Source organism: Actinoplanes sp. NPDC051470 (assembly GCF_040682035.1).
Lineage (GTDB): Bacteria > Actinomycetota > Actinomycetes > Mycobacteriales > Micromonosporaceae > Actinoplanes.
This window is the reverse complement of sequence record NZ_JBFBAA010000001.1, coordinates 600,397-622,865: the sequence shown is the minus strand read 5'-3', so window position 1 is coordinate 622,865 and position 22,469 is coordinate 600,397. Positions and strand designations below refer to the sequence as shown.

Genomic DNA, 22,469 nt, shown 5'->3' with positions numbered 1-22,469 from the left:
CTTGGTCCGCTCGGTCCGTTTGCGACAATCCGGACATACGCCTCTATTGTCATTAATAGCGACGCGGGCAATGGCGAGAATTGTTCGGGAATGGTGTCAGGAAAGCGACACTGAAATTGTTCTTGAATTCGCGTAACCTATTTTGCCCGCGCAATTCGGTGCAGCTCAGCGCGATCTCTCCGAAGGCCGATCAGACGTCCTGCCATCAGGTCAAATGCTGACGGTCACCAATCTGGCTGATTCTCGGCCGGAATTCGCCGTCCCCTGTTGGAGTGACGCCGATCAAGATCTCAAAAGATGTTCCTAAGCTCGCCGGGTGACTTCGCAGGAGCCTGAAACCCCGCATTCCGCCGACTCCGGCATCCCCGACACCGAGGTGCTCGCGGTGCCCTCCGCGGCGCCGGTGTTCGTCGACGAGTCCGGGCGCCGGAGCAAGCTGCTCCGCCGCGTCGCCTACGGCTTCGGAGCGCTGTGCATGCTCTACGGCGGCCTGGTCAGCGTGAGCCTGGCCGGCGGCCCGGTCAGCTCGAGCGCGGTGCTGCCGCTGCCCGAGCTGGGCGGCGACGACTCCGACGACACGATCGCCGGCCCGGCGCCGGCGCCGCCGATGCTCACCCCGCCCCCGGGGTCGCAGCCGCCACGGCTGCTCACCGAGTCGCTGCGCCGGCCGGACGCCCGGTCCATCCGGGACACGCGGCGTGCGGAGGCGCCGCGAGCCACCGCGACCACCCGGGCGACCGCGACGAAGGCGCCGGTCCGGATCACGCCGACGGTCACGAAGACCGCACGCCCGCTGGAGTCCGGGAGCGCCAGCACGACGCCGAAACCCTCCAGGAGCCCGGTCACGCCGGGCCCCACGACCCCGGCCCCGGAAACGACGTCCACGACGCCGCCGGTCCCACCCAACCCGCCGGTACCCGGCGGCACGGGGGGCGGCGCCACGAGCGGCGATTCCGGGGCCGGTACCGGCGGTTCCGGTGGCGGCGGCAGCGTGAACACCCCGCCGCCGGCGCCGCCGAAGCTGCCTCCGGCGCCGCCGAAGCTGCCTCCGGCGCCGCCCAAGCTGCCCCCGGCGCCCACGCCGACGGTGCGCGAGGACCCGGCGCCCGAGCCCACGGCGTCGGGGAGCGAGCCGAGCGGCAAGAGCGAGCCGACCGGACCGGGTGAGCCGGACGAAGAGCTGCCGGCCGCCGAGGAGGACGCGTGACCCGGCGCGGCCGCACCCGGGTCCGGGCCCGGCGGCGGCTGCTGCCCCGCCCCCGCATCCTGCTCGGCACGCTGGTGCTGGTGCTGTTCGTCGCGGTGCTGGTCGTGCAGGCGTACATCAACTCCGAGTTCAAGGCCGACCACGTCGAGACCGAGGTGGGCGACCAGTCCGGTGTCCCGGCCGGGATCAAGGACGGCGGCCCGGTCATCAACACCACCGGCGGCCAGGTCAGCTCCAACCGCCTGCCGCCGAAGACGATCGCGCTGACCTTCGACGACGGCCCCGACCCGACGTGGACGCCGCAGATCCTGAAGGTGCTCGCCGAGAACGACGCGCACGGCACGTTCTTCGTGGTCGGCTCCGAGGTGGTCCGCCATCCGGAGGTCGCCCGGCAGATCGCCGGCGGCGGGCACGAGATGGGGCTGCACACCTTCACCCACCCGAACATGCAGCTGCTCGCGCCGTGGCGGCGCAAGCTCGAGCTGTCACAGACCCAGGTGGCGATCGCCCGGGCCGCCGGGGTGCACACGAACCTGGTGCGGTTCCCGTACTCGTCCAAGCCGCAGGCCATCGACGAGACGAACTGGGCCCTGGTCCAGGACGCCGGTGAGCAGGGCTTCCTGGTCGTGGTCAACGACCTGGACAGCCAGGACTGGCAGCGGCCGGGGGTGCCCCGGATCCTGCTCAACGCCACGCCGAAGGCCGGCGAGTCGGCGGTGCTGCTGTTCCACGACGCCGGTGGCAACCGCCGGCAGACGGTCGAGGCGCTGCGGGCCTTCATCCCGAGGATGAAGGCGCGCGGGTACCGGTTCACCACGGTCACCGAGGGCCTCAACGTCGGCCTCAAGGAGGCCCGCAAGGAGGCCGGGAACACGCCGCCGCCGCTGGCCTACAACCAGCCGGCGCCGGACGCCGACCGCTGGCGGGGCCAGGCGCTGATGTGGACGGTCGGGCTCGCGGACGGTCTGGTGTACGTCATCGCCGGGCTGTTCCTGCTGATCGGGGCGCTGACGATCGGGCGTACCGGCCTGCTCCTGCTGCTGGCCGGCCGGCACGCCCGGCAGCGGCGCCGGCCCGGCTTTCGCTGGGGGGCCGAGGTGACCGAGCCGGTGTCGGTGATCGTGCCCGCCTACAACGAGAAGGAGGGCATCGAGGCCGCGGTCCGGTCCTTGGCCGGCGGCGACTACCCGGAGATCGAGGTGGTGGTCGTCGACGACGGGTCGACCGACGGCACGGCGGCCCTGGTCGAGCGGATGCGGCTGCCGAACGTCCGCGTGGTCCGGGTGCCCAACGGCGGCAAGTCGAACGCGCTGAACACCGGCGTCGCCCTGGCCAAGCACGACCTGATCGTCACCGTGGACGGCGACACCATCTTCGAGCCGGACTCGATCCGGCGGCTGGTGCAGCCGTTCGGCAAGCGGACGGTCGGCGCGGTGGCCGGCAACGTCAAGATCGGCAACCGGCGCAGCCTGGTCGCCCTGTGGCAGCACATCGAGTACGTGATCGGGTTCAACCTCGACCGCCGGCTGTACGAGGTGCTCAACTGCATGCCCACGGTGCCCGGCGCGATCGGCGCCTTCCGCCGGCGGGCCCTCGACGAGGCGGGCGGCTTCAGCGACGAGACGCTGGCCGAGGACACCGACATCACGATGGCGCTGTGCCGGGCCGGGTGGCGGGTGGTCTACGAGGAGCGGGCCCGTGCCTGGACCGAGGCGCCGGCCACCCTGGAGCAGCTCTACCGCCAGCGCTACCGGTGGAGCTACGGGACCATGCAGGCGATGTGGAAGCACCGCGAGGCGCTCACCGAGCGTGGCGCGTCCGGCCGGTTCGGCCGTCGCGGGCTCCCGTTCCTGGCCCTCTTCGGGGTCGCGTTGCCGCTGCTCGCGCCCGTGGTGGACATCATGCTGGTGTACGGGCTGGTGTTCTGGGAGCTGGAGGAGACGGTCGTCGCCTGGTTCGGGATGCTGCTGCTCCAGCTGGTCACGGCGGCGATCGCGTTCCGGCTCGACCGGGAGGCGATGGGTCCGCTCTGGCGGCTTCCGCTGCAGCAGTTCGCGTACCGCCAGCTGATGTATCTGGTCCTGATCCAGTCGGCCACGACGGCGTTGACCGGTGGGCGGCTGGGCTGGCACAAGCTGCGCCGGGCCGGCCTGGTGTCCGGCGGGCCGACGCCCGCCTACGACTCGGCCGTGGCCCCGGAGCTCGACTCCTGGCCGCCGACGCTGCACGAGATCCCGCTCAACCCGCACCCGGCGTCCGGCCGGGCGCCCGCACGGCCCTGGGTGCCTTCGCAGTCCTCGGCCGCCGATGACATGCCGTCCGCCGGCTCGCCCCCGGCTGGCGGCTCGGGCCCGGTGCGCACCGGGTGAGATGGGCCCCGCACCGCCCGAACTGCAGCCGGGCGGTGCGGGGCTTGTCCGCGCCTCAGGCGAGGATGAGCTGGCGGTCGGCCTCGTGGACGGCGAACGGGAACACCACGTGCAGCGAGGTGCCGTCGCCCGGCCGGTCGGAGAGGGCGACCGTGGCGTGGTGGGCGTCCAGGACGCGCTTGGCCACGGCCAGACCGCGGTCCGGTCCGGGCCCATCGGCCGGGTTGGCGATCGTGCCGTAGTAGAGATGCGGGAAGAGGTCGGGTCGCTCGCCGTCGGGCATGTCCATGTCGTCCAGCCGTACGGCCGGCCCGGACTCGATCTCGGTGCCGACCCGCATCCGGCCGCCGCTCGGTGTGTACTTCACCGCCGCGAACAGCAGCTGCATCAGCACCTGTTCCAGCCGCACCGGGTCGGCGACGATCGGCAGCGCCGGACCGCCGGCCTGGTTCAGGATCCAGATCTGCTTGGTCGCGGCGATCGGGCGGACCGCCTCGACCGCGCGCTGGGTGAGGCGGGTGAGGTCGATCTGACGCATGTGCAGGCTTTCGTTGCCCAACCCGGCGTCGGCCAGTCGCAGCAGGTGGTCGAGCAGCTCGCGGAGCCCGCGTACGTGGGCGGAGGCCGCGTGGCCGACCAGATCGGCCATCTCGACGTCGTGGTACCCGGTGTGGCCCAGCCCGTCGAGGTAGGTGTCCATCAGCCGCAGCGACCCCCTGAGCTCACCGCCGACCAGGGCGGTCAACTCGTCCTTGCGGCGTTCCAGCTCCTGAAGCCGGGCCGTGGTGTTGGCCAGCGTCACGGCGTACCGCCGCAGCTCGAGCTGGGCGGTCACCTGCCCGGCCAGCGCCCGCAACGCCTGGAGCTGCTCGACGTCCAGACGGCGCGGCTTCGAGTCGATCACGCACAGCGTGCCCAGCCCGAAGCCGTCCGTGGTGACCAGCGGCGCGCCGGCGTAGAACCGGACACCGCCGGTCTGCCGCACCATCGGGTTGTCCGAGAACCGGGCGTCCTCCTGGGCGTCCGGCACCACCAACAGGTCCTTGCCGAGGATGGCGTGCGAGCAGAAGGACAACTCACGCGACGTCTCGGTGAGGTCGGTGCCGGTCCGGGCCTTGAACCACTGCCGGTCGGTGTCGATCAGAGACACCAGCGACATGGGTACGTCGCAGACATGCGACGCCAGCGCGACGATGTCGTCGAAGTCCTTCTCCGCCTCGGTGTCCAGCACGCCCAGGGCGTAGAGGGCGGCGAGCCGGTCGGTCTCGTTACTGGGGCGCGGAGCTTCCATACTCTAGGGATACCACCGAAAAGTAGCAATCTTCGCCTATTGGGCATTTACCGCAAATTATGCGGGACCGGTCTCCTGGTAGCGGGACGGCTGGGCCGGCAGCTCGTACGGCATGTCCATGATGTGGTGGTCGGACAGCTCGCCGATCGGCGCCCACGCCTCGTAGACACCCCGCTCGTAGCATCGCGCCCCGGTGGTGTGCAGGGTCTCCGGATCGGGCCGGAGCAGCCGCAGCCGGGCCCAGCGCTCGTCACGCTGGAGCACCCAGCACGCCGTGCCGCGCCAGATGGCCTGCTCGGCCCGGCGGCTCAGGGTCTGCACCGGGTATCGGGCGGCGCGGGTCAGCGCGCGGACCCGGAACTCCTCGGGCGGGTCGGCCACCGCCTGGTACTCGTGCTGGTTGATCCGGCCGACCAACTGGGCCGTGGGTGTGTCGGTGCACGGAACGTACTCGCGGTCGGGGGTGACGCCGGGCAGCCCCTCGAGCAGGCGGCGCCACTTCGGGCCGGCCAGCCGGAGCCAGCCGTGCTGTTCCGGCTGGTAGGTGTAGAGCACGACCTCCTCACCGAGGGGCGAGTAGCCGAGCAGCTGGGCGTTCGCCGGGATGGGCAGGTCGGCGAAGTTGGCGGTGATGTATTCCGGGATCAGGTCGTCGGTGCTCGGGGTGAATCCGGTGCCGAGGACCAGGGCGCCGATCCGCTGATGGGCCGGGAGGCCGGCCAGGCCGGGCTGACCCGGGCCGCCGGGGATCTCGTAGTCGATCGGGTCGACCGCGCGCCAGCGCAGCGCGTACGCCACCTCGGTGTCCATCGCGCCGTCGGTGCGCAGCAGCGCCAGCTGCTCGGGCTGCCGCAGGTGCCCGATGTCGCAGGCGCGGTAGCAGAAGCCGTACGGCAGCCAGCCGCCCAGATGACCGGCGACCTGCGCGGCCGAGAGCACCTTCATCATCCGGGTGCCACGCCTGACGGCGGCGGTCTCGCGGATGCGGCGCAGGGTCGGATCGTCCCGATGGGCGGCCGACTGGCTCATCCGTTGCACATCGGCCCAGCCCAGATCGCGGTGGAGCGGCGCCATCAAGGGTGGCTCCAACGGCTCCAGATCGACCTCACGGGTCACGGTCACGTGCGGAAAGTAATCGCGCTGGGTGTATTCAAGGTGAACTATGGGTTACCCCAGCCTGCGTGTATGCAGGATCACTCCCTTGACCGAGCGTGTGGCAGAGTTGACCTCGATGAGTACGCGCGAGGAGCGGGCCGCACGCCGGGCGGGCGAATTCCCGCCGCCGCCGGAACCGCTGGTGGTGCCGGTCTTCGACAGTCACACCCACCTGGACATCACGGTGCAGGAGACCGAGGGGCCGGGGGTCGCCGAGCTGATCGACGCCGCCGCCCGCGCGGGAGTGGACCGACTTGTCCAAGTCGGAGTGGATGTGGCCTCCTCGCGATGGGGCGTCGATCTGGCCGACCGGGACGAGCGGGTCCTGGCCGCGGTCGCCATCCACCCCAACGACGCGCCGCTGCTCGACGACCTCGACGAGGCCCTCCGCGAGATCGAGGCGCTCGCCGCACGGCCGCGGGTCCGGGGCGTCGGCGAGACCGGGCTGGACACTTTCCGTACGGGCGCCGACGGTCGCCCGGCCCAGGAGGCGAGCTTCCGCGCGCACATCGCGATCGCCAAAAGACATCACCGAGCGTTGATCATCCACGACCGCGACGCCCATGCCGACGTGCTCCGGGTGCTCGACGAAGAAGGCGCGCCCGACACCGTCGTGCTGCACTGTTTCTCCGGCGACGAGGCCTTCGCGCGGGAATGTGTGAAGCGGGGCTACTACCTCAGTTTCGCCGGAACGGTAACGTTCGGTAGCGCGGATAACCTTCGCGCGGCCGCCCGGATCACGCCGCCGGAGCAGCTGCTGGTGGAGACCGACGCGCCGTACCTGACCCCGAAGCCGCACCGGGGCCGGCCCAACGCGTCCTTCCTGATCCCGCACACGATGCGCGCGCTGGCCGAAAGCACCGGGCACGACCTGGACGAGTTGTGCGCGGCGGTCTCGGCCAACGGCGAGCGCGTCTTCGGCTCCTGGAAGAACTAGGCCGGGTTTGGGACACGGCCTAGGGCAGGCCGCTTTCCAGCAGGTCGAACGACTCCACCAGGCGCCGGCGGTGGTCGCCGGCGAGGTCGCCGGGGTCGTCGTGGGCGAGCAGGCGCCGGGTCGTCTCGACGGCGACCACCCGGTATGCGGTGACGAGCAGCCCGGCGACCAGGTCGCTGTCGCCGGTGAACCGGGCGTCGTCGCGCAACTCGGCGGCCAGCCGCGCCTCGATCTCGGAGGCGAACCCGCGTAGCCGGGCGATCAGCGCGGGCGACGCCAGCACCGTCCGGACGAACGGCTCGGCCTCGGCGCTCAGGCCGGACAGCGGATGTCTCTGGTCGACCAGGTCGAGAGCCACCGCGCGGAACGCCGCGACGACGCCGACGTCGTCGGCCCTCTCCCGGACCACCCGCCGGACCAGGCCGATGGCGTCGGGCAGGCGGTCGAGCAGCAGGTCTTCCTTGCGCTGGAAGTGGGCGAACACCGTCACCTTGGACACGCCGGCCACCTCGGCGACCTCGGCGATCGTCACGTCTTCGAAGCCGCGCCGCAGGAACAGCTCGGTCGCGACCTCGGAGATGCGGTTCCGGGTCTGCGATCCACCGCGGTCCCCTCGATTCGGCATGTGACTCACCCTACATTGTCCGGGTAAACTTATTGAGTTAGCTTACCCGGTAAAGGTATTGAGAGGAGGCAGCCATGGATGGGGACGTGGACGTGATCGTGGTCGGCGCCGGGCCGACCGGTTTGCTGCTCGCCGGTGAACTGGCCCTCGGCGGGGTTGGCGTGACCGTGCTGGAGCGGCTGGCCGAGCCCGACCAGACGGTCAAGGCCGGTTCGATCAACGTGGCCAGCGCCGAGATCCTCGACCGGCGCGGCCTGCTGCCCGCGGCCGAGCGGGTGCAGCGGCGCCTGCTCGAGGCGACCGGGCGGTTCGCGGCCGGTGGCACCACCCGCACGACGCGGGGGCTGCTGACCGGCATCAACCAGGCCACGCGCCGGTTCCCGGTGCTGGGTCACTTCGCCGGGCTGATGTTCCGGCCCGGCCTGATCGACCAGGACGACCCGGTGCTGGCCGCGCACACCGCGGTGGCCGGCGGCGTGGGCGTTCCCCAGCACGACCTCGAGGTGTTGCTGGCCGGGCACTGCCTCCGGCTCGGCGTCGAGATCCGCCGCGGGGTCGAGGTGCGGGGTGTACGGACGACGGCCGGCGAGGGCGTGATCGTCGAGACCGGCGAAGGTGAGCTGACGGCCGGGTGGGTCGTCGCGGCCGACGGCGGCCGGAGCGTGATCCGCAAGCAGCTCGACATCCCGTTCGACGGCACCGAGCCGCAGATGGTCGGCTACCAGGCCATCGCCGACTTCGACGACGCGAGCGGGCTGGGCCGCGGCTGGACCTGGACCCCGCGGGGCGTCTACGCCCACGGGCCGATCCCCGGGCGGATCCTGGCGGCCCGGTTCGGGCCGCAGCCGGCCGACCGCGACGCCCCGGTGTCCCTCGACGAGCTTCAGGCCGTGGTCCGTGAGGTCACCGGCGTGCCGGTGACGCTGACCGGCCTGCACGGGCGCGCGACCCGGTGGTCCGACAACGCCCGGCTGGCGCGGTCGTACCGGCTCGGCCGGGTGCTGCTGGCCGGCGACGCCGCCCATGTGCACTCGCCGTTCAGCGCCCAGGGCCTGAACCTCGGCTTCGGCGACGCGGTGAACCTGGGCTGGAAGCTGGCCGCCACGATCACCGGCCGGGCGCCGGCCGGGTTGCTCGACACCTACGAGTCCGAGCGGCAGCCGATCGCGGCCTGGGTGCTGAACTGGACCCGGGCCCAGGTTGCCCTGCTCCGGGGCGACGAGCACACCGCTCAGCTGCGCAACGTTCTCGGCGACGAGCTGTACGCCGTGCCGGGGGTGCTGAACCGGATGGTCGCGCTGTCCTCCGGGATCGAGCAGCGCTACGACGTCGCCGAGGACGCCGCCGCCCCGGTCGGCACCCTGGCCGGCGACATCGAGCTCGGCGCCGGCGGCCGCATCGCCGACCACGCCCACGACGGCCGGTTCGTCCTGGTCGACCGCTCACCGGACGGGCGGTTCGGCGGGGCGGTCCGTCACCTGGGCGGGCGGATCACCGCGGTGCTCGACCCCGCCGGCGACGGCCCATCGGTGCTGATGCGGCCGGACGGGGTGATCGTCTGGGCCGGCGATGACGCGGCCCGGCTCGGCGCCGCGGTCGAGCGGTGGGTTCAGTCCTCGACCGAAGCCTTGGTGTTCAGCTCGGGGCCGGGCGTGGCCGGTTGATCGGCTGGGTTCAGTCCTCGACCCAGGCCTTGGCGTTCAGCTCGCGGCCGATCGCCTCCAGGTGAGCGGCGAAGGCGGCCGGCGCGGCGTTGAGCGGTCCGCGCGACACGAAGCGGACCGCCCAGCGCCGGCCGGGGGCCACGTTGTAGATGCGGTGGATCACCCGGGCGCCGCGCGGGTCGGGCTCCACGCTGGTCACTCCCCGGTACCACCACTCGCCCTGCTGGCTGACCGAGCGCGCGGGCCGGTCGACCACCATGGTGATCCGGCTGCCGTCCTTGGTCACGGTGAACTCGTCGCCCTCGGCCGGCTCGGCGTCGCCGGTCGCGGCCAGCGGGGAACGGCCGCCGGGGCGCACGTCGAGCAGCAGGTCGGCGACGGCGTCGGGCGGGGCCTCGACGACGCCGTGCAGGGCCAGCAGCTCACTCATGCGTTCCGTTGTATCAGGGCACCCGTAAGCTCTGCCTCCATGGCTGACGCACTGCTCGGCCCGGCCGAGATCCGGGAACTCGCCGCCCGGCTGGGCGTGGCGCCGACCAAGAAGCTCGGCCAGAACTTCGTGCACGACCCCAACACGGTGCGCCGGATCGTGGCGGCGGCCGGGCTGCGGCCGGACGACGTGGTGATCGAGGTGGGTCCGGGGCTGGGCTCGCTCACGCTGGGCCTGGTCGGCGCGGCGGCGCATGTGCACGCGGTGGAGATCGACCCGGTGCTGGCCGCGGCCCTGCCCGAGACCGTGAGCTCCGAGCGGCTGACCGTGCACCCGCGAGACGCGCTGCGGGTGCGGGCGGCCGAGTTCGACCCGCCGCCCACCATGCTGGTCGCCAACCTGCCCTACAACGTGGCCGTCCCGGTCGTGCTGAGCCTGCTCGCCGAGCTTCCGACGCTGCGCGGGGGGCTGGTGATGGTGCAGAAGGAGGTCGCCGATCGGCTGGTCGCGGGGCCCGGATCGAAGGTGTACGGCGTCCCGTCGGTCAAGCTCGCCTGGTATGCCGAGGCGCGCGCCGCGGGCCGCGTACCCCCGGCGGTCTTCTGGCCCGTGCCCAACGTGGACTCGGGCCTGGTCGCGTTCACCAAGCGCGACTCACCGGCGGCCGAGCCTGGGCGTGACTTACCGGCGGTCGAGCGTAAGAAGGTCTTCGCGGTGGTCGACGCCGCCTTCGCGCAGCGCCGCAAGACCCTCCGCGCGGCCCTGGCCGGATGGGCCGGCAGCCCGGTCCGGGCCGAGGAGGTGCTGGTCAAGGCCGGCATCAACCCACAGGCGAGAGGGGAGTCGCTCTCCGTGGGCGAGTTCACCGCGATCGCGGCCGCCGCGGATTCCGACGGGTACGCGGGTAAGCTCACCGCGTCCGGCGAAGTGCCCGAGGAGGTCGACCAGTGACCCGGTGCCCGAGCGGTGAGCTGCCCGTGAGCAGCGCCGCGTGACGGAGGCCTGGGGTCCGGAGGATGGCGGGCGACGGCCGGGACCGGTCCGGATCCGGGTTCCCGCCAAGATCAACCTGCATCTCGGCGTGGGCCCGCTGCGCCCGGACGGCTTCCATGAGCTGACCACCGTCTATCACGCCGTCGGTCTCTTCGACGAGCTGCGCGCCAGCCACGGCGACACGCTCGCGCTGACCATGGAGGGCGAGGGCCAGGGCGAGCTCGCCCTGGACGAGACCAACCTGGTCATCCGGGCCGCCCGCGCCCTGGCCGCGCATGCCCGCGTGCCCGCGTACGCCCGCCTGCACCTGCGCAAGTCGATCCCGCTGGCCGGTGGCCTGGCCGGCGGCAGCGCGGACGCCGCGGCCACGCTGCTGGCCTGCGACGCGCTGTGGGGGACCGGCCTGTCCCGCGACGAGCTGGCCGAGATCGGCGCCCCGCTGGGGTCCGACATCCCGTTCCTGCTGCACGGCGGCACCGCCCTGGGCACCGGTCGTGGCGAGGTGGTCAGCCCGATCCTGGCCCGGCCGACCTCCTGGCACTGGGTGCTGGCGATCGCCGGGGACGGCCTGAGCACCCCCGAGGTCTACCGCGAACTCGACCGGCTGCGGGCCCGCGGCTCGGCGCCGGCCGCCCTGGACAGCGCGGACGGGCTGATGTCGGCCCTGCGCCAGCGTGACCCGAAGGTGCTGGCCGAGGCGCTGGGCAACGACCTGCAGGCGGCGGCGGTGTCGCTGCGACCCGAGCTGGCCGACGTGCTCAAGGCGGGTTCGGACGCGGGCGCGGTCACCGGTCTGGTCTCCGGTTCGGGGCCGACCGTGGTGTTCCTGGCCACTGATTCGGGTCACGCCGAGCGCCTGGCCACGGCGCTGACCTCGGCCGGGGTGTGCCGCGAGGCCCGCACCGCGCGCGGCCCGATGCCGGGGGCCCGGATAACCTAGAGCCCATCGTGGCCAACATTGTGAATCTGGACCGGGTCGGCAAGGGATATGGCGCCGCCGGTCAACTGCTCACCGACGTCTCCCTGGGGCTCGACGACGACGCCCGGCTGGGCATCGTCGGCCTCAACGGCGCCGGCAAGTCCACCCTCCTGCGCCTGCTCGCCAAGACCGAGGAACCCGACTCCGGCCGGGTCACCCACCGTCGCGACCTCAAGGTCGCCACCCTGCCCCAGAATCTCGACCTGGCGCCGGGGCTGACCGTGCGCGACGTCGTGCTCGGTTCGGCCTGGCTGCCGCAGGGCATGGGCGCCGAGCACGAGTGGGCGGGCGACGCCGGCGTGCGTACGATCCTGGCCGGCCTGGGCATGGGCCACCTCGGTCTCGACTCCCCGGTCGGCACGATGTCCGGGGGCGAGCGGCGCCGGGTGGCGCTGGCCGCGCTGCTGGTGCGCGACGCCGAGCTGCTGATCCTCGACGAGCCGACCAACCACCTGGACGTGTCCGGGGTCGACTGGCTGGCCAAACACCTGCTCACCCGGCGCGGGGCGCTGGTCGTGGTCACCCACGACCGGTGGTTCCTGGACGCGGTGTGCACCGCCACCTGGGAGGTGGCGGACGAGGCCGTGCACACGTACGTCGGCGGTTATGCGGCCTGGACCCTGGCCCGCGCCGAGCGTCAGCGGGTGGCCGCGGTGGTCGAGTCCCGGCGGCAGAACCTGCTGCGCAAGGAGATCGCCTGGCTGCGCCGCGGCCCGCCGGCCCGGACGTCCAAGCCGCAGTTCCGGATCGACGCCGCGAACGCGCTGATCGCCGACGTGCCGCCGGTGCGCGACCAGGTCAGCCTTAAGCGGCTGGCCACCTCGCGGCTCGGCAAGCAGGTCTACGACCTCGAGAAGGTCACGCTCAAGGCCGGGCCCAAGCCCATCCTCGACGACCTGACCTGGCAGGTCGGCCCGGGCGACCGGATCGCGCTGCTCGGCGCGAACGGCGCCGGCAAGACCACGCTGCTGCGCCTGCTGGCCGGGATCACCGAGCCGGACGGCGGGCGGATCGTGCGCGGCTCGACCGTGCGGCCCGCCTTCCTCTCCCAGGAGCTGCGGGAGCTGCCCGGCCACCTGCGGCTGCTGGAGGCGGTGGAAGACGTCGCCCGCCGGGTGCGGCTCGGCGACCGGGAGCTGTCCGCGTCCCAGCTCGCCGAGGTGTTCGGCTTCACCGACAAGCGGCTGTGGACGCCGGTGAGCGACCTGTCCGGCGGCGAGCGGCGCCGGTTGCAGATGTTGCGCCTGCTGGCCGGCGAGCCGAACGTGCTGCTGCTCGACGAGCCCACCAACGACCTCGACACCGACACGCTGGCCTCGCTGGAAGACCTGCTCGACACCTGGCCGGGCACGATGATCGTGGCCAGCCACGACCGCTACCTGGTCGAGCGGGTGACCGACACGGCGTACGGCATCTTCGGCGACGGGCGCCTGGTGCACCTCCCCGGCGGCGTGGACGAGTTCCTGGCCCGGGTGCAGACGCCGGACGGCTCGTTCACGACGATGGCGGAGGGCCGGCCGGCCCCGCCGAGCAGCGGGATGTCGGCCGCCGAGGCGCGCGCGGCCAAGAAAGACCTGGCCCGGCTGGAGCGGCAGCTCGCCAAGCTCGACGAGCGGGTGGCGAAGATCAACGAGGGACTGGCCGAGCACGGGCACGACTACGAGCGGGTCGTCGAGCTGGACACCCAGCTCAAGGCCGTGGAGGCGGAACGCTCGGACACCGAGGAAGCGTGGTTGGAGCTGGCCGAGCGGGTACCCGAGGGATGATCCGGGGGTGCTCCTGCGGCGCCGGATCACGATGAGCGAGAATCGTCGGCGAGACACCGGCCCGACTCTGGAGACGGACACATGGCGCACTACCCGGTCAACCACCCGCTGCGACCGCTCTACCGTGCGCTCGCCGCGCTGGCCGGCCTCTACCTGGTCCTCTACGGCATCGTCGGGCTCATCACGGTGAGCGACGACGGCCTGTTCGGGCACCCCGACGAGCGGATCCTGGGCCAGGGCGGCAACCTCTTCTGGTCGATCCTGTCGCTGCTGGTCGGCGCGGTCGTGCTGGTCGCGACGCTGCTCGGCCGCAACGTCGACACCGAGATCAACCGGGTGCTCGGCTGGGGTCTGCTCGTGGTCGGCAGCTACGAGCTGGCCGCCAGCCGCACCGACGCCAACTTCCTCGACTTCACGATCGGCACCGTCGTCGTGACCTATCTCGTCGGCCTGATGCTTATCCTGTCGGGGCTGTACATCAAGACCGCGCGCCAGGCCGACGCCGGCGCGCCGCGACAGGTAAGGGAGGGTCGCACGGCCTGATGGCGCATTTCCCCCTCAACCATCACCTGCGTCAGACCTACCGCTTCGTCGCCGCCCTCGCCGGCCTCTACCTCCTGGTGGCCGGCGTGATCGGCGTCATTCAGACCGCCGGGGCGCCCTTCTTCGACCGCTCCGGCGGCGCCTGGTCCCTCGGGCTCCGGGTCAACCCGGCCGGCTCGTGGCTGCTCGTGCTGCTCGGCCTGCTGATCCTGGCCGGCGCCGTGATCGGCGGCAACGTGCACCACCACCTGAGCATGGTCGTCGGCTGGGGCGTGCTCGGCATCGCCATGTTCGTGCTGGCGGCGATGCAGACCGACGTCAACGTGGTGCACGCCTCGATGATCAACGTCATCGCGCTGACCATCGTCGGCCTGGCCGCGTTGCTGGCCGGCCTCTACGGCAAGATCGAGCGGGCCTGACCCGGCCTCACTTGGTCTTGCGGGTGAGCAGGCTCGGCTTGGCCTCGAGGTGGGACAGGCCGTTCCAGGCCAGGTTGACCAGGTGGGCCGCCACCATCTCCTTCTTCGGCTTGCGCGCCTGCTGCCACCACTGGCCGACCAGCGCCACCATGCCGACCAGCGCCTGGGAGTAGAGCTCGGCGAACTTCGGGTCGAGGTTCCGCTGCTTGAACTCGGCGCCCAGGATGTGTTCGACCTGGTGGGCCACGTCGTTCATCACGCTGGAGAAGTTGCCGGTCGGTGACAGCACCGGCGACTCGCGGACCAGCACCCGGAAGCCGTGCGGCTCCTCGTCGATGTAGTCGAGCAGGGCCAGCGCGGCCTGTTCCAGCAGCTCGCGGGGATGGCCGGCGGTGAGCGCGGTGGCGATCCGGTCGAGCAGGGCCCGGACCTCCCGGTCCACCACCACCGCGTACAGGCCTTCCTTGCCGCCGAAGTGCTCGTAGACCATCGGCTTGGAGACCTTGGCCCGGGCGGCGACCTCTTCCACGCTGGTGCCGTCCAGGCCGCGCTCGGCGAAGAGCTGGCGTCCGATGGAGATCAATTGCTCGCGGCGCTGCGCGGCCGACATGCGCACGCGCGATGTCGCCGGAGCCCCGCCCGCCACGACACGAGTGCGTCGTGCTCGCGGCGGGACGGGACTCTCGTTCGACTCGGTCACCCGGTCATCCTGCCAGGAGACCGTCAACTGGTGGCCTTCACCATCTTGGCCGCGAGGCGCTCCGGCTTGGGCCATCTCACCTCGGACGCGGCGCCGGCCTTCTCGAACAGCCAGATGACGCGGGCCGAGATGTCGACCTGACCCTTCAGGACGCCGTGCCGGGCGCAGGTCGGGTCGGCGTGGTGCAGGTTGTGCCAGCTCTCACCGAAGGAGACGATCGCCAGCGGCCAGAAGTTGGCCGCCTTGTCGCCGTTGCGGACCTCGAACGGGCGCTCACCGTACACATGGCACACCGAGTTGATCGACCAGGTGATGTGGTGCAGCAGGCCGATGCGGACCAGGCCGGCCCAGAAGAACGCGGTCGCCGCGCCCTGCCAGGACTGGGTGATCAGGCCGCCGGCCAGCGCGGGCCCGAGCGTGGAGACGACCACGATCAGCGGGAACAGCGCGTCGACCCGGGCGATCGCCTTGTCGGCCATCAGGTCGGGGGCGAACCGGGCGCGGTTGGTGAGCTCACGCTTGAACAGCCAGCCCATGTGCGCGTACCAGAGACCCTTGGTCAGGGCCCAGAAGCCGGTGCCGAACCGCCACGGCGAGTGCGGGTCACCCTCCTGGTCGCTGAACGCGTGGTGCCGGCGGTGGTCGGCCACCCACTGGATGATCTCGCCCTCGATCGCCAGCGAGCCGGCCACGGCCAGGGTCACCCGCAGCCACGGCTTGGCCTTGAACGAGCCGTGCGTGAAGTACCGGTGGAAGCCGACCGTGATGCCCAGCCCGGAGATCACGTAGAACACCGCGCCGATGGCGACGTCGGTCCAGGACAGCCAGCCGCCCCAGGCCACCGGAACCGCCACCAGGACCGCCACGAAGGGGATGGCCACGAACAGGTAGAGCGCGAACAGGATCCCCTTGGACTGCGGGCCCTCGGTCAGCGGCTTCGGCCCGGTCTTCGGGGTGGACTCGGCAACAGCGGATGTCATGGCACCTCACAGGGGTGGTCGACGATCATTAACTTACGGCTACGTCACCGTAACCTACGCAACCGTAACCTGCCCACCCACCACCTGCCCGTTCGGCGGGCCCGCGTCAACGCTGAGGGTTGCCTCCGCCAGGGGCGGATCTGGCGAGAATCCGGTCGTGGGGGGCCGCTAATATGTGGCACGCGGGCGGCGCTCGGAACGGCTGCGCCCGATGTGGGTCCCGGATCGTCTAATGGTAGGACCGCGGCTTTTGGTGCCGTTTATAGGGGTTCGAATCCTCTTCCGGGAGCACTGATCCCTCCGGCGTGCTGAACTGATCACCGCCAACCCCCACCCCAACCCACCTCTGGAGTTCTCGCGTGAGCCAGACTCAGCGAACCGTCGTCGTACTCGCCGCCGGTGAGGGCAAGCGGATGAAGTCCGCCACGCCGAAGGTGCTGCACCCGCTGCTCGGCCGCACCCTGCTCGGTCACGTGCTGAGCGCGGCCGCCGCGGCCCGCGCCGAGCACACCATCGTCGTCGTCGGTCACCAGGCCGACCAGGTCCGCGCCCACCTCGACGAGATCGCCCCCGGGGCGACGCCGGTGCTCCAGGCCCAGCAGAACGGGACCGGGCACGCCGTACGCATCGCCCTGGAGGCCGCCCCCGACGCGGCCGGCACCGTCGTCGTGCTCAACGGCGACGTCCCGCTGCTCCGGCCCGAGACGGTGGAGGCGCTGGTCGCCGCGCACGAGCAGGCGGGCTCGGCGGGCACCGTGCTGGCCGCCGAGGTCGACGACCCGGCCGGGCTGGGCCGGGTGGTCCGTGACCCGGCCGGCCGGCTCGAGCGCATCGTCGAGGAGCGTGACGCCTCGCCCGAGGTGCGCGCCGTCCGCGAGGTGAACGCCGGCATCTACGCCTTCGACGCGGCCCGGCTGCGCGAGGCGCTGAGCAAGATCTCCACCGACAACGACCAGGGCGAGGAATACCTCACCGACGTGTTCGAGCTGCTCACCTCGGTCGGTCACCCGGTCGGGGTGTTCGTCGCGCCGGACGCCGAGGAGACGCTGGGCTGCAACGACCGGGCCGAACTGGCCGGGCTCGGCCTGCGGCTGCGCAACCGGGTCAACACCGGCTGGATGCGGGCCGGGGTGACCATGCTCGACCCGGCCACGACCTGGATCGACGTGACCGTGACCGTGGAGCGGGACGCCCAGATCGAGCAGAACTGCCGGCTCACCGGCCGGACCACGGTCGGCGCCGGGGCGGTCATCGGGCCGGACACCACGCTGACCGACACCACCGTCGGCGAAGGGGCGTCGGTGCTGCGTACGCACTCGATCGGCGCCGAGATCGGGCCGGAGGCGACCGTGGGGCCGTTCTCCTACCTGCGGCCGGGCACCCGGCTCGGGCGCAAGTCCAAGATCGGCGGCTTCGTCGAGGCCAAGAACGCCGAGCTGGGCGACGGCGCCAAGGTGCCACACCTCACCTATGTGGGTGACGCCACGATCGGCGCCAAGGCCAACATCGGGGCGGGCACGATCTTCGCCAACTACGACGGGGTCAACAAGCACCACACCACGGTCGGCGAGGCCGCGTTCGTGGGCAGCGACACCGTGCTGATCGCGCCGGCCGAGATCGGTCCCGGGGCCTACGTCGCCGCGGGCAGCGCGGTCAGCAATGTGCCGGCCGGTCACCTGGGCGTGACCCGCGCCGCGCAGCGGAACATCGAGGGGTGGACGGAGCGTAAGCGGCCGGGCACAGTTTCGGCTGATGCGGCCCGCCGGGCGACCGAGGAGAAGTGAGCAGGCACACCCCGGTTACCTGAGCGGGTGGCTTCCGGGCGGTCGAGAGGGATACTGCAAGCGAACAATCCCCCTCGACCCACGGGAGCAGACAAACCGATGGGCAGCATCGTCGCGGAGAACCGCAAGAGTTTGATGCTTTTCTCCGGACGCGGCTTCCCGGAGCTGGCCGAGGAGATCGGCCAGGTGCTCGGTATCGAGCCGACCCGCTCGGATTCGTACGAGTTCGCGAACGGCGAGATCTTCGTCCGGTTCAAGGACTCGGTCCGCGGGTCGGACTCGTTCGTCGTGCAGTCCATGACCGCCGGGATCAACACCTGGGTCATGGAGACGCTGATCATGGTCGACGCGTTGAAGCGCGGCTCGGCCAAGCGGATCACGGTCGTCCTGCCGTTCTATCCCTACTCGCGCCAGGACAAGAAGCACCGCGGCCGCGAGCCGATCTCGGCCCGCCTGGTCGCCGACCTGCTCAAGAGCGCCGGCGCCAACCGGATCCTCACGGTCGACCTGCACACGGCACAGATCCAGGGCTTCTTCGACGGGCCGGTCGACCACCTGTTCGCGATGGACATCCTGGCCGAACACGTGCAGCGCAAGTTCGAGGGCCGGCCGATGACCGTGGTCGCGCCCGACTCGGGCCGGGTGCGGGTCGCCGAGCGCTGGACCGACCGGCTGGGCGGCTGCCCGCTGGCCTTCATCCACAAGACCCGCGACCCGCTCAAGCCCAACCAGGTCGTCGCCAACCGGGTGGTCGGCGAGGTCGAGGGCCGGGTCTGCCTGGTGGTCGACGACATGATCGACACCGGCGGCACGATCGCCAAGGCGGCCGACATCCTGTTCGACTCGGGCGCCGCCGACGTCGTGGTGGCGGCCACCCACGCGCTGCTCTCCGACCCGGCCACCGAGCGCCTGAAGAACAGCCGGATCAGCGAGCTCGTGGTGACCAACACGCTGCCGCTCACGCCCGAGAAGAGGCTCGACAAGATCACCGTGCTGTCGATCGCCCCGCTGCTGGCCCGCGCCATCCGCGAGGTCTTCGACGACGGAAGCGTCACGACCCTCTTCGGTGGCCTGAGCTAAATGCTGTGCAAGTTGCACCGTTGGTGTCGCGATTTCGCTCAGGACGGGGACCGGTTCCTCGATGTGTGACATGGGCAGGTAGGCTGGTGCGGTTGCCACGGCGAGGGTGCCCCGTGGACTGCTGAGGTCCGCAGTCCTGGTGGAGGCGCCGTTATCGACGCGGTGCTCCGGGCCTGTGCCCAGCGCGCCCCTCTCGCCTCGGCACAGCCGACGCCCGCAGCCCGCCGACATGACGCCGCCGATTCAAAGAGTTTCAGGAGTTTCCCCGTGTCCGAGGTAAAGATCACCGCCGAGCCCCGCACCGAGTTCGGCAAGGGTGGTGCCCGCCGCACGCGCCGGGCCGGCAAGGTGCCCGCCGTGCTCTACGGACACGGCGAGAAGCCCCAGCACATCGCCCTGCCCGCGCGCGAGTTCGCGGCCGCGATCCGGCACGGCGGTCTCAACCAGGTTTTCACCATCGACATCAACGGCGCGTCAGGCACCACGCTCGCGCTGCCCAAGGCGATCCAGCGTGACCCGATCAAGGACACCTACGAGCACGTGGACCTGATCATCGTCAAGCGTGGCGAGAAGGTCCAGGTCGACGTCCCGGTGACGCTGGTCGGCGAGGCCGCCCGCAACACCCTGGTCGTCTCCGAGTCGACCACGCTGGCCGTCGTCGCCGAGGCCATGCACCTGCCCAACGGCTTCGATGTCTCGATCGAGGGCCTGGAGGCCGGTGCTCAGGTCACCGCGGCCGACGTGCAGCTGCCGCAGGGCACCGAGCTGGCGGTCGAGCCCGACTTCGTGCTCGCGCAGATCAGCCAGGCGCAGACCGCCGAGCAGATGGAGGGCGACACCGGTGACGCCGAGGGTGGCGACGCCGAGGGCGCTTCGGAGGGCGAGTCGGCCACCGAGGCATCCGCTTCCTGACGCTGCACCATCTCAGTTCTTTTCAGGGGAAGCGCCTTTCGGGGCGCTTCCCCTGAGCTGTCGTTGAGGAGAGGCGATGAGCGAGCCCTGGCTCGTGGTCGGTCTGGGCAACCCGGGCAAGGAGTACGCGGGCAACCGGCACAACGTCGGCTTCATGGTCGCCGACCTGCTCGCGTCCCGGGTCGGCGCCAAGTTCGGCCGGTCCAGGCGGGCCCAGGCCGACGTGGCCGAGGGGCACCTGGGGTTCGGCGGCCCGAAGCTGGTCCTGGCCAAGCCGCTGACCTACATGAACCTCTCCGGCGGCCCGGTCAGCCAGCTCGCCCAGTTCTTCAAGATCCCGGTGGAGAACGTGCTGGCCGTGCACGACGAGCTGGATCTGCCGTACGGACAGGTGCGCGCGAAGCGCGGTGGTGGTGAGGGCGGTCACAACGGCCTGCGCTCGATGTCGAAGTCACTGTCCACCAAGGAGTACGCGCGGGTCCGGTTCGGCATCGGACGCCCGCCCGGCCGGCAGGACCCGGCCGATTACGTGCTCTCCGACTTCCCCTCGGCCGAGCGCAAGGAGCTGGAGTTTCTCGTCGATCGGGCGGCCGACGCGGTGGAGGCGATCGTGCTCGAGGGCGTGGAGTGGGCCCAGAACAAATACCACGCCACCTGACCGGACCCGCTCCGAACGGATAGATCGTTTAGACCTTTTTGTCGGTCTATCCATGCCGTGACGATTGTCGGGTTCCGCGCGTTGGTCACGTGAACGCATCGCACGGTGCGGGATGGTCGGCAACGCGGGGAGGTTCGGGGTGCGAGACCTGTCCGAGGACCGCGGGACGGACGCCCTCGACGGTCCGACCGTGACGCTGCCGACGATCGCCCCCCGGCGGATGCCGGGGCCGCAGCGCCGCGACCACGACGACCCGGATCCGACGCCGATCCCGGAGAACTACGCGCCGGCCAACCACCCGCCGGCCAATCACGGCCCCCGTCCGCGCCGGCCGTCGCCGCGCAGCCGCAACAAGATCCCGGCGCCGGCCGTCCCGACCAGCCCGCCGCCCGCCGGCTCCGGCGACCTCAACCAGCTGCCGCTGGCCGGCGAGGGTGGCCGCCACCCGGTCGGCCGCGCGCGCAACCGGGCCGTCGAGCGGCACTGGTCGCCGGAGCCGAGCCGGTCGATGGCGGTGCGCCCGCCGACCCGGCCGTTCGTCCGGGTGCGGGGCCGGCACGCCGCGATGTCCCGGCGGCAGCGCTGGGAACGTAGTTACGTCCGCGCCCTGGTCGTCTGCGACCTGTTCGCCGGGGTGGCGGCCGGCGCGGCCACGTTCGGGGTGCGCTTCGGCGACGTGGTGACCCAGTACAACCGGTGGTACCTGCTGCTCTCCGCGCTGCTGCCGGTGGTCCTGCTGGTGGTGCTGGCGGTGAGCCGGGCCTACGAGCGGCGGTTCCTGTTCGTCGGCACGGACGAGTACCAGCGGGTGTTCCGGGGCGGGGTCGGCCTGATCGCGGGGGCGGCCGTCCTCTCGTACGCGCTCGATCTCGATCTTGCTCGTAGCTATGTCCTGGCCGCCATCCCGACGGCGATCGCCACGGCCGGCCTGCTCCGGTTCGGACTGCGCAAGCGGCTGCACCACGCCCGGTCCCGGGGCGAGCGGCTGCGCCGGGTGATCGTGGTCGGCCACGAACTCAGCGTCATCGGCATCACCCGGCAGCTCCGGCGTGAGCGGTATCACGGGCTCGAGGTGGTCGGTTGCTGTCTGCCACCGCAGCACGACGGTGTGGTGGATCTGCCGGTGTACGGAACCTTCGACGACGTGGCCACCGCGGTCGACGCCGCCGACGCCGACACCGTGGTCGTGCTGAGCTGCCCGGAACTGGACGGCGTGGTGCTGCGCCGGCTGGCCTGGCGGCTGGAACGCGACGAGGTCGACCTGGTGGTGGCCAGCGCCCTGATCGACGTGGCCGGCGCCCGGACCACCATCCGTCCGTTCGACGGGCTGCCGATGTTGCACGTCGAGCACCCCCGGCTGCACGGCGGCATCCGGCTGGTCAAGGAACTCGTCGACCGGCTCGGGGCGCTGTTCCTGCTCGGCCTGTTCAGCCCGGTGCTGCTGGGGGTCGCCCTGTGCGTCCGGGCCACGAGCCGGGGACCGGTACTCTTCCGGCAGGTTCGCGTCGGCCGCGACGGCCGCGAGTTCCGGATCTTCAAGTTCCGCAGCATGTATGTCGATGCCGAGGCGCGGCTGGCCGAGCTGAGACACCTCAACGAGCACGACGGTGTGCTCTTCAAAATGCGTGACGACCCGCGCGTCACCCCGATCGGTCGATGGTTGCGCCGGTTCTCGGTCGACGAGCTTCCGCAGCTGCTGAACGTGCTGACCGGGCAGATGTCGCTGGTCGGGCCGCGACCGCCGCTCCCGTCGGAGGTGGCCGCCTATGCCGACGACGTACGCCGCCGGCTGGCCGTCAAACCGGGCATGACAGGTCTCTGGCAAGTTTCCGGCCGATCGGACCTCTCCTGGGAGGAGGCGGTCAGACTGGACCTTCGCTATGTGGAGAACTGGTCCCTCAGTTTGGACCTGGTGATCCTGTTGCGGACCATGACGGCCGTGGTTCGGTCCTCGGGAGCCTACTGAGATGGGAGCAC

At 71.5% G+C, this 22,469-nt stretch carries 20 protein-coding genes and 1 tRNA gene; 15 read left to right on the top strand and 6 right to left on the bottom strand.

The window, feature by feature from the left end:
* Positions 1–316: 316 nt before the first annotated feature.
* Together AB0M54_RS02975 and AB0M54_RS02970 are read left to right on the top strand one after the other, a co-directional pair.
* The gene (locus tag AB0M54_RS02975; RefSeq protein ID WP_364468816.1) at positions 317–1,207 is read left to right on the top strand and encodes a hypothetical protein; all 891 of its coding nucleotides are present in this window, start codon (positions 317–319) and stop codon (positions 1,205–1,207) included.
* Entirely contained in the window at positions 1,204–3,576 is a 2,373-nt protein-coding gene (locus AB0M54_RS02970) for a bifunctional polysaccharide deacetylase/glycosyltransferase family 2 protein (protein WP_364468814.1), read from the top strand. Before AB0M54_RS02975 ends, AB0M54_RS02970 begins: the two co-directional genes overlap by 4 nt.
* A 55-nt stretch (positions 3,577–3,631) precedes the next feature.
* Here AB0M54_RS02970 and AB0M54_RS02965 read toward each other — a convergent pair whose 3' ends face one another.
* Positions 3,632–4,867, bottom strand: coding sequence for a GAF domain-containing sensor histidine kinase (locus AB0M54_RS02965; protein WP_364468812.1), 1,236 nt, complete (start codon positions 4,865–4,867; stop codon positions 3,632–3,634).
* Between the two features lie 57 nt (positions 4,868–4,924).
* Positions 4,925–5,989 carry a hypothetical protein gene (locus AB0M54_RS02960; RefSeq protein WP_364468810.1) on the bottom strand — a complete coding sequence of 355 codons (1,065 nt, stop codon included), beginning with the start codon at positions 5,987–5,989 and terminating at the stop codon, positions 4,925–4,927.
* 109 nt (positions 5,990–6,098) lie between these two features.
* On the opposite strand from AB0M54_RS02960, the gene AB0M54_RS02955 reads away from it, so the two are divergent.
* Positions 6,099–6,959 carry a TatD family hydrolase gene (locus tag AB0M54_RS02955; protein ID WP_364468808.1) on the top strand — a complete coding sequence of 287 codons (861 nt, stop codon included), beginning with the start codon at positions 6,099–6,101 and terminating at the stop codon, positions 6,957–6,959.
* 19 nt (positions 6,960–6,978) lie between these two features.
* Here the strand turns inward: AB0M54_RS02955 and AB0M54_RS02950 are convergent, their stop codons facing one another.
* The gene (locus tag AB0M54_RS02950) at positions 6,979–7,584 is read right to left on the bottom strand and encodes a TetR/AcrR family transcriptional regulator (protein WP_364313849.1); all 606 of its coding nucleotides are present in this window, start codon (positions 7,582–7,584) and stop codon (positions 6,979–6,981) included.
* Between the two features lie 74 nt (positions 7,585–7,658).
* Between AB0M54_RS02950 and AB0M54_RS02945 the strand changes: the two genes are divergently transcribed.
* A complete protein-coding gene (locus AB0M54_RS02945) occupies positions 7,659–9,248 on the top strand; it encodes an FAD-dependent oxidoreductase (RefSeq protein WP_364468806.1) in 1,590 nt (529 codons plus the stop codon).
* A 10-nt stretch (positions 9,249–9,258) separates the two neighbouring features.
* Here AB0M54_RS02945 and AB0M54_RS02940 read toward each other — a convergent pair whose 3' ends face one another.
* On the bottom strand, positions 9,259–9,678 hold the full coding sequence (locus AB0M54_RS02940; protein ID WP_364313855.1) for a hypothetical protein: 420 nt from the start codon (positions 9,676–9,678) through the stop codon (positions 9,259–9,261).
* A gap of 39 nt (positions 9,679–9,717) precedes the next feature.
* On the opposite strand from AB0M54_RS02940, the gene rsmA reads away from it, so the two are divergent.
* The 5 genes from rsmA to AB0M54_RS02915 all read left to right on the top strand — a co-directional run bounded on the left by rsmA (position 9,718) and on the right by AB0M54_RS02915 (position 14,378).
* Positions 9,718–10,629, top strand: coding sequence for a 16S rRNA (adenine(1518)-N(6)/adenine(1519)-N(6))-dimethyltransferase RsmA (gene rsmA, locus AB0M54_RS02935; RefSeq protein ID WP_364468804.1), 912 nt, complete (start codon positions 9,718–9,720; stop codon positions 10,627–10,629).
* Between the two features lie 40 nt (positions 10,630–10,669).
* A complete protein-coding gene (locus tag AB0M54_RS02930) occupies positions 10,670–11,611 on the top strand; it encodes a 4-(cytidine 5'-diphospho)-2-C-methyl-D-erythritol kinase (RefSeq protein WP_364468802.1) in 942 nt (313 codons plus the stop codon).
* Positions 11,612–11,619: 8 nt separating this feature from the next.
* Positions 11,620–13,416: an ABC-F family ATP-binding cassette domain-containing protein gene (locus tag AB0M54_RS02925; protein WP_364313864.1), complete on the top strand. Its 1,797-nt coding sequence runs from the start codon at positions 11,620–11,622 to the stop codon at positions 13,414–13,416.
* A gap of 81 nt (positions 13,417–13,497) precedes the next feature.
* A complete protein-coding gene (locus tag AB0M54_RS02920; RefSeq protein ID WP_364468800.1) occupies positions 13,498–13,959 on the top strand; it encodes a DUF4383 domain-containing protein in 462 nt (153 codons plus the stop codon).
* Entirely contained in the window at positions 13,959–14,378 is a 420-nt protein-coding gene (locus AB0M54_RS02915) for a DUF4383 domain-containing protein (RefSeq protein ID WP_364468798.1), read from the top strand. Before AB0M54_RS02920 ends, AB0M54_RS02915 begins: the two co-directional genes overlap by 1 nt.
* A gap of 7 nt (positions 14,379–14,385) precedes the next feature.
* Here AB0M54_RS02915 and AB0M54_RS02910 read toward each other — a convergent pair whose 3' ends face one another.
* Together AB0M54_RS02910 and AB0M54_RS02905 are read right to left on the bottom strand one after the other, a co-directional pair.
* On the bottom strand, positions 14,386–14,988 hold the full coding sequence (locus tag AB0M54_RS02910) for a TetR/AcrR family transcriptional regulator (protein ID WP_364313873.1): 603 nt from the start codon (positions 14,986–14,988) through the stop codon (positions 14,386–14,388).
* A gap of 113 nt (positions 14,989–15,101) precedes the next feature.
* Positions 15,102–16,058 (bottom strand): acyl-CoA desaturase, encoded by a 957-nt coding sequence (locus AB0M54_RS02905; RefSeq protein WP_364313876.1) that lies wholly within the window; start codon positions 16,056–16,058, stop codon positions 15,102–15,104.
* A gap of 218 nt (positions 16,059–16,276) precedes the next feature.
* On the opposite strand from AB0M54_RS02905, the gene AB0M54_RS02900 reads away from it, so the two are divergent.
* From AB0M54_RS02900 to AB0M54_RS02875, 6 genes are all read left to right on the top strand, one after another.
* A tRNA-Gln gene (locus tag AB0M54_RS02900) sits at positions 16,277–16,347 on the top strand.
* Positions 16,348–16,417: 70 nt separating this feature from the next.
* Complete coding sequence (glmU, locus tag AB0M54_RS02895; protein ID WP_364468796.1) at positions 16,418–17,842, top strand: bifunctional UDP-N-acetylglucosamine diphosphorylase/glucosamine-1-phosphate N-acetyltransferase GlmU; 1,425 nt, start codon at positions 16,418–16,420, stop codon at positions 17,840–17,842.
* 99 nt (positions 17,843–17,941) lie between these two features.
* A complete protein-coding gene (locus AB0M54_RS02890) occupies positions 17,942–18,922 on the top strand; it encodes a ribose-phosphate diphosphokinase (protein WP_364313881.1) in 981 nt (326 codons plus the stop codon).
* Between the two features lie 267 nt (positions 18,923–19,189).
* Positions 19,190–19,834 carry a 50S ribosomal protein L25/general stress protein Ctc gene (locus AB0M54_RS02885; protein WP_364313884.1) on the top strand — a complete coding sequence of 215 codons (645 nt, stop codon included), beginning with the start codon at positions 19,190–19,192 and terminating at the stop codon, positions 19,832–19,834.
* Between the two features lie 76 nt (positions 19,835–19,910).
* A complete protein-coding gene (pth, locus tag AB0M54_RS02880; RefSeq protein ID WP_364468794.1) occupies positions 19,911–20,492 on the top strand; it encodes an aminoacyl-tRNA hydrolase in 582 nt (193 codons plus the stop codon).
* Positions 20,493–20,631: 139 nt separating this feature from the next.
* Complete coding sequence (locus AB0M54_RS02875; protein WP_364468792.1) at positions 20,632–22,458, top strand: exopolysaccharide biosynthesis polyprenyl glycosylphosphotransferase; 1,827 nt, start codon at positions 20,632–20,634, stop codon at positions 22,456–22,458.
* Positions 22,459–22,469: the final 11 nt, after the last annotated feature.

Coding starts and splice junctions, on each gene's coding strand:
- pth (WP_364468794.1), top strand. CDS start 19,911: ATGAGCGAGCCCTGGCTCGTGGTCGGTCTGGGCAACCCGGGCAAGGAG.
- rsmA (WP_364468804.1), top strand. CDS start 9,718: ATGGCTGACGCACTGCTCGGCCCGGCCGAGATCCGGGAACTCGCCGCC.
- AB0M54_RS02940 (WP_364313855.1), bottom strand. CDS start 9,678: ATGAGTGAGCTGCTGGCCCTGCACGGCGTCGTCGAGGCCCCGCCCGAC.
- AB0M54_RS02905 (WP_364313876.1), bottom strand. CDS start 16,058: ATGACATCCGCTGTTGCCGAGTCCACCCCGAAGACCGGGCCGAAGCCG.
- AB0M54_RS02910 (WP_364313873.1), bottom strand. CDS start 14,988: ATGTCGGCCGCGCAGCGCCGCGAGCAATTGATCTCCATCGGACGCCAG.
- AB0M54_RS02915 (WP_364468798.1), top strand. CDS start 13,959: ATGGCGCATTTCCCCCTCAACCATCACCTGCGTCAGACCTACCGCTTC.
- AB0M54_RS02945 (WP_364468806.1), top strand. CDS start 7,659: ATGGATGGGGACGTGGACGTGATCGTGGTCGGCGCCGGGCCGACCGGT.
- AB0M54_RS02920 (WP_364468800.1), top strand. CDS start 13,498: ATGGCGCACTACCCGGTCAACCACCCGCTGCGACCGCTCTACCGTGCG.
- AB0M54_RS02955 (WP_364468808.1), top strand. CDS start 6,099: ATGAGTACGCGCGAGGAGCGGGCCGCACGCCGGGCGGGCGAATTCCCG.
- AB0M54_RS02890 (WP_364313881.1), top strand. CDS start 17,942: ATGGGCAGCATCGTCGCGGAGAACCGCAAGAGTTTGATGCTTTTCTCC.
- AB0M54_RS02965 (WP_364468812.1), bottom strand. CDS start 4,867: ATGGAAGCTCCGCGCCCCAGTAACGAGACCGACCGGCTCGCCGCCCTC.
- AB0M54_RS02950 (WP_364313849.1), bottom strand. CDS start 7,584: ATGCCGAATCGAGGGGACCGCGGTGGATCGCAGACCCGGAACCGCATC.